Annotated in this window: 7 protein-coding genes; 6 read left to right on the forward strand and 1 reads right to left on the reverse strand. The window is 48.8% G+C overall.

The window, feature by feature from the left end:
• Window positions 1-1,724: serine/threonine-protein kinase (locus tag VIN66_RS00990; RefSeq protein WP_331922257.1), on the reverse strand; the 1,724-nt coding region annotated here is incomplete at its 3' end.
• Window positions 1,725-1,935: 211 nt separating this feature from the next.
• On the opposite strand from VIN66_RS00990, the gene tagH reads away from it, so the two are divergent.
• The 6 genes from tagH to tagF all read left to right on the forward strand — a co-directional run.
• Window positions 1,936-3,213 (forward strand): type VI secretion system-associated FHA domain protein TagH, encoded by a 1,278-nt coding sequence (tagH, locus tag VIN66_RS00995; RefSeq protein WP_331922258.1) that lies wholly within the window; start codon window positions 1,936-1,938, stop codon window positions 3,211-3,213.
• Window positions 3,214-3,250: 37 nt separating this feature from the next.
• Complete coding sequence (gene tssJ, locus VIN66_RS01000; RefSeq protein ID WP_134055113.1) at window positions 3,251-3,733, forward strand: type VI secretion system lipoprotein TssJ; 483 nt, start codon at window positions 3,251-3,253, stop codon at window positions 3,731-3,733.
• 25 nt (window positions 3,734-3,758) lie between these two features.
• On the forward strand, window positions 3,759-5,084 hold the full coding sequence (gene tssK, locus VIN66_RS01005) for a type VI secretion system baseplate subunit TssK (protein WP_331922259.1): 1,326 nt from the start codon (window positions 3,759-3,761) through the stop codon (window positions 5,082-5,084).
• Between the two features lie 38 nt (window positions 5,085-5,122).
• The gene (gene icmH / locus VIN66_RS01010; protein WP_331922260.1) at window positions 5,123-6,433 is read left to right on the forward strand and encodes a type IVB secretion system protein IcmH/DotU; all 1,311 of its coding nucleotides are present in this window, start codon (window positions 5,123-5,125) and stop codon (window positions 6,431-6,433) included.
• Window positions 6,434-6,455: 22 nt separating this feature from the next.
• On the forward strand, window positions 6,456-10,004 hold the full coding sequence (tssM, locus tag VIN66_RS01015) for a type VI secretion system membrane subunit TssM (RefSeq protein ID WP_331922261.1): 3,549 nt from the start codon (window positions 6,456-6,458) through the stop codon (window positions 10,002-10,004).
• Window positions 9,986-10,315 (forward strand): type VI secretion system-associated protein TagF (gene tagF / locus VIN66_RS01020; protein WP_331922262.1); only part of this gene is annotated, 330 nt, incomplete at its 3' end. The genes tssM and tagF, both read left to right, overlap by 19 nt.

The following is a 10,315-nucleotide window of genomic DNA, read 5'->3' on the forward strand; positions in this document are numbered from 1 at the left end:
AACTCAGCGTCATTGCCTGCCGCAACACTTTGTTCATATAGTGTCATGGCATCCACAGCTGCCGCGAGTTCCTGCCCTTGCGTAACCAACGGTGCTGTCAGCTCATTACTGGCAAACAACAGCTGACCTACTTTAATCAGCTGTTGCAATGCCTGTGCATTATTCGTTGCAACAGCATCGTTAAATGCACTGATATAAGCATCACTCTCTTCGCTATCCGGTATGATTTTGTAGCGCCTATCTATGCGCTGAAGCTCGGTGTGTATGGTAATTGGATCCGGTGCATCACTTTGCGCCTGATATTGCTGATTAATCAATAACTGATTAAGCTGGGCACGCAGCACTTCAATAGCCGTTTGTTTACTGCGCTGCATATTACTGCTGAGCTCAGCCAGATAATGCGAGTCAGGGTATAAGATTTTAGCTTGTGCCAGAATACGCTCTATTTCAGGATAATTGGGGTAGGTGAAACTTCTGTCACTGATAAGTTGATCAACTTGTTGCTCAAAATGGCTCAGAATACGATTTTGCTGTAACCGAAGCAGAGCTTCGTGCGGTATTGCTCTGTCGGTTGACTCCGACACTGCCGCAAGTACCTCGGCCGGTGATGCATCAAACAGCTGTTGATACTGTTGCTGCTGCGCGTCGAGCAATGCCGTTTTATGCTCAAACTGCTCTAGCACGATTTGTTGCTGCTGATAATAATACCAGCCACCCCAGGCGAGCATTATAACCAATGCTGCAACAGTGGCAGATTGCCATAGTTGCTGCGTAAAGCGATGCATCAGTTCTGTAATAGAAGTGTTGCGTAGTTTTGTGTCGAATTGTAGTGCCCGTTTAAGCGTAAGCCACTGTAACAGGTTGATGTGTGCCGGTTTCGCCGCTTGTTTATTCTGTGCTGCAGCTTTATCGGCAGGTAGCCGCTCAAACGGGTGTTTGCTGGTCAGCAGTTCATAACTTAAGCAAGCGAATGAAAATAAATCATCTGCAACACAGGGCGTATTACCAGCCAAAAGCTGAGGGCTGGCATAAGCCGGCGTGTAGCCACTTAACGGCGCAGTCTGGCTTTGCTGTTCAGCAGCATAAATATCGTGATTCAGTTGTAGCGTTTGCGATACGCCAAAATCCAACACTTTTACTACACCCGCGCGGTTGACCATAATATTGGCTGGCTTCAGATCCGCATGCACGATACCTATCTGGTGCGCATAATTTAGCGCATCAGCGATCTGTTGCAGTAAATTGCAAGCAGACTTTAACGGTAAGCCTTTGGGTTTATACCGTTTAATCACCTGCTCAAGGCTCTCGCCGTCAAGAAACTCCATCACAATAAAATGGTGGTGTTGATCACTATCGACGTCAAACACCCGCACTATATTAGGATGTGAAAGTTGCTGTGTTTTATGTGCTTCCTGCAGCAGGAGTTGCAGCGCTTCGGGTTGGTTAACATACTGTGGCTGAAGCACCTTAATAGCGACAGTGCAGTCTGCTACGCCTGCTTTTTGTAAAAAGGTATCCGTAGCGCGGTAGATATCGCTCATACCGCCGGAGCCAATTTTAGTCTCCAGTAAGTAACGCTGTTTTATCAGCATACCATCGGCTACTGCTGTCTGTGACGCCGTGGCTATCGGGCTTTGTGGTTTGCTTGCCTTCACTGCATAGCGTGTTTTATCAGCATCATCTGCCGTTGTCTCTTGTGCACTGGCCGGGTCCTGAACAGTCATATTCTACTCCTTGTTAAGCATGGCAGCAGTGGATGTTACCTTTTAAATCTTAAATAATTGTCAATTATTTCACAATAAGGGTGAGTTATCACGCTATTGTTTGCTTTGTTGTTAATTTAATGTCTATTGACGTTGCAGTTAAATTAACTTAACCTTCACGACCGATTTATGGTAAATAAATTGTGATTATGCTGACAGGCAGGAGTGTAATGTGGGGCAGAGGGATATGTTACTTGAATTGTCAGTGCTGAGTTACCACCGCCTTTCACCCAGACAGGTTGCGGTTAAACGTTTTGACGCAGCCGGTGGTAGTTTAGGACGCTCTGAACAGGCAGACTGGTATCTGCCGGATCCGGAACGCGTCGTCTCAGGTGTGCATGCATTGATAAGTTACATCAATGATGCTTTTACCATCACGGATAAATCTACCAACGGTTTATTTGTTAATCGCGCAGTTGAAGCCTTAGGTGCAGGAAACCAGCATGTATTGAAGCATGGTGATGTACTGAGCATGGGGGATTATGAAATTCAGGTGGCACTGATTGATGCAATGCCGCCAGAACATACTACGTCGAATGAACATCAGCGGCCGGTTACGTCATTTGAAGCTACACCGGCAAATAGCAGTGAGGGCGTGACTGAACATGCTGCCGGTCTGTCTATTGCCGACGTGGCGGCTGATATTTTCAGCGGTGCTGATAATGTGGTCAGTACCAGCAGAAATAAACATTCTGAGCCGCAGCTGACGTTGGATGATCATTTCCTCGCACCGTCTGCTCTTATTCCGGATGATTGGGCATCTGAGTGGCAAGCCACTGATAAAACACCGGTTAGAGAAATGAGCACATCTTCTGTTGCCAGCAAGGCGGTTGGCGAAAAAATTACCGGCTCGGAGCCTGCACAACAATGTCTGCAAGCCTTTCTGAAGGGGCTTGGTGTTCAGGAGTCAGACCCGCGCTTAACCGCTTCCGCGCAGTGGTGGGAAACACTTGGTCAGGCCTTGCAGCAATCTCTGCAAGGTGTCATCGGCGTTATGCGGGAACGCTCCAATGTTAAAAATACTTTCCGGGTAAATCAGACTACGTTTCAGCAACGTGAAAATAATCCATTGAAGTTTTCAGCCAACACTGAAGAGGCTTTTCACAATCTGTTTAATCGCAAAGGTGCCAGCTTTATGCCCGCAAGGCAAGCGATCGCTGAAGCCTTTGCTGATATCAGCCGGCATGAAGCCGCTATTCTTGCCGGTACCGCAGGCGCTATGACGGGGTTACTGACACAGCTGTCTCCGGCCAGGATTGAAGCATCTGATTTTGGTGGCAGTTTTGTCGATAAGGTCAATCCTGCTCAGCGTCAGGCCAGACTGTGGAGTCGATACAAAGCTCTGCACTCTGAGCTGGTAGCAGAAGCCAATAATAAAGATAAACAAGGGGTTAATGACGATTTTATTAGCGCCTATGAAGCCAGTCTGCAGAAAAAGCAGAATAAATAAGCTGCAGGACATAACAATACCGTCAGGAGTGGTAGCGATGAAATTTTTAAGAACACTGATACTTGTCTGTATAAGCATGGTTGTGTTGTCTGGTTGCCAGGCGGTATATGCAACCTTTCCGCCCTCGACCAAGCTGCATTTTCGGGTTGCTTCAGATATCAACCCTGATTTTGATGGCAGACCGTCACCGGTGATCATTAAGGTGTATGAGCTGGCATCGAAAACTGTTTTCGAAAATCAGGACTTTTTTGCGCTGTATGACAGCCCTGAAACCATTTTGCGTACAGACTTGTTAAAGAAGGATGAGCTGGTGTTTGAACCGGGCCAGCGTAATGAGTATCGCATGGCGTTGCAGCCTGCCACTAAGGCAGTGGCTATAGTGGCTGCCTATCGCGATATTGAGGGCGCAAGGTGGCGCGCAGTTGTGGATGTTAAACCAACCGGATACGACGATTTTTATGTCTATGTGGATAAATTGGCCGTGTATATCCGTGAACATGACTTAGAGCGTAAACAGTAAATGTCTGTGTTGGGGAAGTATATAAATGAGTGACTTTAGCCGCGTTGCATGGTCTGAAGGGTTATTTCTGCGCCCACAGCATTTTCAGCAGCAGGAACGCTATTTTGAATACGTTCGCCAGCAGCAGGCGGCAATGCAGTTGCCATACTGTTGGGGGATACGCCTGCAGAGCATTGATCAACAGAGCCTGAAGTTTGGTCAGTTCGCCCTGGCTGAACTTGAGGCGGTGCTGGCCGATGGTACAGTGCTGCAGCTGCCCGCTGTAGAACAGTTGCCTGCACCTGTCCAGATACCGAAGTCTTGCCGCGATCAGCTGGTTTATCTGTGTTTACCGGTAAATAAAGCCAGTGGGCAGAACATCAGCAATGATAAAGACCGGATCTGTCGCTTTGGTTATACCGACCACAGTATAACCGATAACAGTCTGGCAGAAGAGGCCACCGAAATACTACAGTTAGCCAAGTTGCAACTGCAGTTTAAGCTCGAATCTGAAGACCGCGGTGGCTTTATTTGCCTGCCGGTAGCTCGTATTCGTGAAGTATCTGAGCAAGGCGAAGTTAAGCTGGTGAAAAAGTTTATCCCGCCTTTACTCGATATTCAGCAAGACGGTGAACTGACTGCTTTTGTCAACGAAGCTCTGGGCATGCTGTGCCAGCGGGCTGACGCGCTGGCAGATCGTCTGGGTAAGGGGCAGGGAACGGCCAATTCTATCGCAGATTTTCTGATGCTGCAGGTATTAAACCGTTATGAACCGGTATTGCGGCATCTGAAAACGGGTGTGCTGGAGCATCCGCTTAACCTGTACCGGTTGATTGTCAGTATGCTTGGTGAACTCGCTACTTTTACTTCGCGGCAAAAACGCCCGCCGCAGTTTCCGGCATATCAGCATGATGACTTAACGATGGTGTTTGGCAACCTCGGCGTCATTCTGAATCAGACTTTAAGTGTGGTTCTTGAACAAACGGCTCAGGCCTTGCCTTTAGAACAAGCCAAATTTGGCATTCTGGTGTCGCCGCTGACAGATAAAACCTTATTGGAGTATGCACAGTTCGTACTGGCCGTGTCAGCAGACTTGCCGGCAGATGACATTCGTAAGCACCTGCCTGCCAGACTGAAGATTGGCCCGGTAGAACATATCCGTGAGCTGGTGAATAACCAACTGCCAGGTATCGCTGTGACCGGCTTGCCTGTCGCACCGAGACAGGTACCGTACCATGCCGGATATCATTATTTTCAGCTGGACAAAGGCAGTATTTATTGGGAACGCCTGGCAAACAGTGGTGGGCTTGCATTGCATTTGTCCGGCAATTACCCGGGTTTAAAAATAGAGCTGTGGGCCATTAAGTCGTAACAGTGTACCTCTCTGATAATTAATATGGATAGCGAACAATGTCAGATAAAACCGTGATGAAACCACGACCTGGAGGTAAAGCCCCGGCCAAAGCTATTGCTCCGGTCAGCGGGCAGCACCATACCGGTGACAACGACAAAACCAGAATATCTGCTAACGCCCTACACACTGATAATCAGCAAAGACTGCAGGTACTTTCCATCAGCGATAACATTCTGATAGATGAAGCCGGCGCATTGTTTTCTCTGGTATCGCCAATACGCCATACCAAACAGCACGCAGATGTCGCGGGACTTAAAACACAGTGCGTACAGCTTATCAGCCAGTATGAGCAGCAGCTGCGTAACAAAGGCATCTCTGCTGAGTTGATTGAAAAAGCCCGTTACTGCATGTGTTCTTTTATTGATGAAACGGTGCTTAACACCAGTTGGGGCGGTAACAGCGAATGGGCGACGGAGAGCTTACTGTCTACTTTTCACAATGAAACCTTTGGTGGTGAGTACTTTTTTACATTGCTTGATAACGCCATTGCTTCGCCAAAAGAGCATCTGTTGTTACTGGAATTGCAGTATTTGTGTCTGTCATTTGGCTTTGTCGGAAAAATGCGGATTGAAGAGCGTGGCTATGAAAAACTCGAAGGGTTTCGTGAACGTGCATATAAAGCCATTCGCTCACAGCGCGGTGAACCGGCCCGTGAACTCTCGCCAGGCTGGCGCAGTCAGGTTGTCGCTGCCAATCAGCTCAGGGCGGAATTTCCACTGTGGGTAATTTGCTCGGTCGTTGCGGCTGTGCTGCTTGGTTGCTACATGTATTTGAATTATCAGATCAACAGTTATTCGGATCAGGTGAGCAGGCAACTGAATAATTTAATCGTCTGGCAACAGGACACCCCTCAACCGGCAACAGCAAAAGTGAAACAGGATGCAATCCGGCTGCAGCAACTGTTACAGACTGAAATTCGTCGTGAGTTACTTGATGTTATCGAGTTGCCTGATCGGGTACGGATCCGGGTGGGTCTTGATCAGTCTTTTAGTCCTGGCAGTACCGGTATCAATGAAGGTTTCCAGCCGGTTGCTGTGAAAATAGCCCGTGCTCTCGAGGGTACTGAGGGACGTATTCTGGTCAGCGGATACACGGACGACTTACCGATTTTTACCAGCAAATATCCGTCTAACTGGCACTTGTCGCTGGCGCGGGCCAATGCAATGTCAGATGCACTGGCATCCGGCGCCAATTTACATGGGCGCTTGTGGCCCGAAGGACATGGTGACGCCAACCCGATAGCACCGAATGACAGTGCACAGAACCGGGCGCTGAACCGGCGTGTTGAAATTGACCTGCTACCGTAGCGCCTGAAACAAAGGAAGTGTTATGAAAGTTAAAGCTGTGCTGCAGCCTGTCATGGCAGTGCTTAAATCCAGTCTGTTTATTACTATTGTCGGCCTGCTGGCGCTGGCGCTGTTAATCTGGTTTGGCGGCCCACTACTGGCGATTGCCGGCTATGAGCCTCTGGCGAGCAGCAGTGCCCGTCTGCTGACATTACTCATTATCGCTATGCTGTGGGGCGGGAGTCACTACATTAAAGGCTTGCGCGAGAACCGCTCGAACCGTCAGGCAGTGGACACCTTGCTAAACGGCGAAGAGCATCAACAGCATGATGAACTGGCAAAACGCGATATAGAAGTGTTGCGCCAAAGAATGCAAAAGGCTCTGGATATTTTAAAACACGCGCGCTTTGGCAAGGCCCGTGATATTTACCAGTTGCCTTGGTATATGCTGATTGGCCCGCCGGGCTCAGGTAAAACAACGGCATTGCACAACTCTGGTCTTGAGTTTCCATTAAAAGAGCATATGGGAGCCGATGCTATTGAAGGTATTGGCGGTACCCGCCAGTGTGACTGGTGGTTCACTAACCGTGCTGTACTGATTGATACCGCAGGGCGCTACACTACTCAGGACAGCCATGCAGCACAGGATTCTACCGCATGGCAGGGGTTTTTGGGCCTGTTACGCAAACACAGGCCACGCCGGCCAATTAATGGTGTCATTGTGTTTGTCAGTTTGGCCGATCTACTTAATCAAACCCGTACCGAGCGTAACTTACATGCCCGGGCTATCAAGCAGCGCGTGCAAGAGTTACAGAACCAACTTGGTATGACGTTTCCTGTGTATGTTATGTTCACAAAAGCAGATTTAATTGCTGGCTTTACCGAGTTTTTTGATCATCTGAGTGAAGAAGAGCGAGAACAGGTCTGGGGGATGACTTTCAATGCGGTCGCTGATGACACAGAGAAAGGTGTGGTTTCACAGTTTAATAAAGAATTTCACGCTATGATCAATCGCCTGACTCAGCGGCTGTTCAGTCGCTTACAGTACGAGCACGATCAGGAAAACAGAGCAGCGATTTACGAATTTCCGAGGCAGTTAAGATTACTGCAAAGTGCCGCTGATGATTTTCTCAAAGAAATATTTGCGCCTAATCCTTTTGAAAAACCAACCATGTTAAGAGGTGTATATATTGCCAGCGCAACGCAGGAAGGAGTGCCGATAGATCGGGTGATGTCACAGCTTGGCTCCAACTTTGGCCTGGCGGAACCGCCACTGCGTCGTCAGACCGGCGAGGGTAAGGGATACTTTATTAAGCGTTTCTTTGAGGAAATTGTTATCCCTGAACGGGAACTGGCATCAGTGAATCTGCGGCATAAGAACCGTCATCGCTGGATAAGGCGGTCTGTGTTGGCGGGTACCGCTTTGTCCTCAGTCTGGCTATTGTTCGCCTGGGCTGGCAGTTATAGCTGGAATACCACTCTGGTCGATACAGTTAGTAAAGATATTGAAAACTATCAGAGTCTTACAGAAAAAAATTCTACAGAGCAGGATGTGGTAGCACTTAATGACCAGCTGAATTTATTACGTGATTTGCCTGCTGGTTATTCCGGTGTTCTGCCCACTGATGGCCCTAAAAATCTTGGTTTATATCAAGGAGATAAGTTGGGGCAGGCGGGTAAGAGTGCCTATCAGCATGGTCTTTACCATAGTTTTGTCCCTTTTGTGTTACAGAGTCTGACAGCTGAAATGCAGGTAAATGCACAGCACAGAGATTATCTGTATGAAACACTGAAAACGTATCTGATGCTGTTTAAACCTGAACACTTTGACGCTGAACAGATCAGTTCCTGGTTTGCACTCTACGTGGAGCGCCGTTTTGCCGGCGACGTAAACCAGCCGCTGAGACTGTCATTACAGAATCATCTGCAGGCTTTATTGGAAAACGGCGTTAAAGGCGCAACGTACAGTGAAGATGCCGTAATAGCCGCCCGCGATTTATTGTTGACGGTTCCGTTAGCTGAGCGGGCTTATCAGCGCATCCGTACAGAACTGATTAAAAGTCATATCCCTGACTTTAAACTGGTAGATGTGTTGGGAACCGACGGCGTTAAAATAGTCCAGCGTAAAAGTGGGCTCTCATTGCAGGAAGGTATCCCCGGTTTATACACATACAAAGGGTTCCACGGCCTGTTTAACGTTGAAAAACGCCGGATTATCCGCAGTTTAATGGAAGACAGTTGGGTTTATGGCGAAGCACTTGGAACTGATGACAACCCAGCTGATTCGAGCTTGTCTGAGCAGGTCACAGAGCGATATCTGCGGGATTATGCGTATCAGTGGCAGCAATTACTGGACGACATCAGTATCGCGTCAGTCAGTGATGTAGAGCAGGGCGTTTTCGTAACAAAGGTACTGTCGGGCCCTGAGCAGCCCATTCAGAGCATTATCAGAGCCGTGCAGCAAAATGTGCGGCTGACCAGTTTGCCGGAGTCTGCCGAAGCGAAGCTGGCGACTGATGTCGCCGGTAAGGTCGCAGAAACACAGTTTTCCGGACAAAAAGCAAGGTTAGACCGTTTACTGCCAGACAATATGTCTGCGTTATCTCAACAACTGCCAGGCAAAGAAGTGGAGCTGGCGTTCACTGAGCTGCTGAATATCAGCGATGCTCAGCTGGAGCAAATCGGTCAAACCAGCCGTATGTATCATCAATATCTGGAACGGTTGTATATGCCAGGAGGCATGGCCCGTCAGGCGTATGTCAATCAGCTGGATGGCGAAGGTGGAAACGAGCTTAGTATGGCGCTGCGGCGTTTGAAGAGTGATATTCCTTCTCCTTTTGCAGACTGGTTAGGCGATCTGTCGGCAGATACCGGTAAACTGTTTGCAAAAGGCAGCCGCCAGCATATAAATGAAGCCTGGCAAGGTACGGTTTTGGCTGAATACAAGCGCGCTATCGCCGGCCGCTACCCATTGGAGCGTCGCAGTGGCAATGACATTAAACTGCGCGATTTTGAGCGTTTCTTTGGTTACGATGGCACGCTTGATAACTTTTTCAAAGATTACCTGCGTCCCTTTGTAAATACCAGCCGCACTAACTGGACGTTTAAGAAAGACATAGGTCTGGATCACAGTGTACTGAATACTTTTCAGGCAGCGGCTCAGATCAGGGCGGCGTTTTTTGAAACCGGCAGCCAGAAGCTGAAAGTAGGGTTTAGCCTGCGGCCTGTTTATCTTGATCGCCATATCACACACCTGTTACTGGAACTTGATGGCCAGGAGTTATCTTATCGGCACGGCCCGACACGTTCGCGGCAGTTTTTCTGGCCCGGAGACAGAAACAAACTGGAAACCAGGCTGGTGTTTACCCCAGCCAACTCAGGTTTACCGTCTAATGTCAGCCATGCCGGTGAGTGGTCCTGGTTCCGCTTTCTTGATGAGCTGACACAAGCCAGGCCGCAGACCCGGACGGATAAGATTTTACATCTGGCGGTGCAGGGTAATAAGGCCCGGGTCGAGCTGGTGCCTGATACAGTCAATAACCCTTTCTGGAATAGTGCATTGGAGACGTTCAGTTGTCCGGCAAGTTTATAAATGAGATAGGTATTTGCGGCAAGATCCCCAGTCGTGGCGATTTTCTTGCTCAGGGATTAGCAGCCGGTTTTGTCGACAGCTGGAACGAGTGGTTACAGGCTGTAATGGCAGTTAGTCGTGAGCAGTTGGGGCGGCAATGGCTGGAAAGCTATCTGATCAGCCCGGTATGGCATTTTGCGCTGTCCGCTGGTGTGTGTGGTAATGACGCGGTGATGGGCTGCCTTATGCCAAGCGTTGATCAGGTAGGCCGGCATTTCCCATTTACACTGGCCAGGGTTATGTCATGCACTCCGGTGCATGCCCGGTTGCAG

It is taken from the genome of Rheinheimera sp. (genome assembly GCF_036568245.1).
Taxonomy (GTDB): Bacteria; Pseudomonadota; Gammaproteobacteria; order Enterobacterales; family Alteromonadaceae; genus Alishewanella.

What these genes read in the sequence shown, in the direction of transcription:
- tssJ (WP_134055113.1), top strand. Translation starts at nt 3,251, where the DNA reads ATGAAATTTTTAAGAACACTGATACTTGTCTGTATAAGCATGGTTGTG.
- tssM (WP_331922261.1), top strand. Translation starts at nt 6,456, where the DNA reads ATGAAAGTTAAAGCTGTGCTGCAGCCTGTCATGGCAGTGCTTAAATCC.
- tssK (WP_331922259.1), top strand. Translation starts at nt 3,759, where the DNA reads ATGAGTGACTTTAGCCGCGTTGCATGGTCTGAAGGGTTATTTCTGCGC.
- icmH (WP_331922260.1), top strand. Translation starts at nt 5,123, where the DNA reads ATGTCAGATAAAACCGTGATGAAACCACGACCTGGAGGTAAAGCCCCG.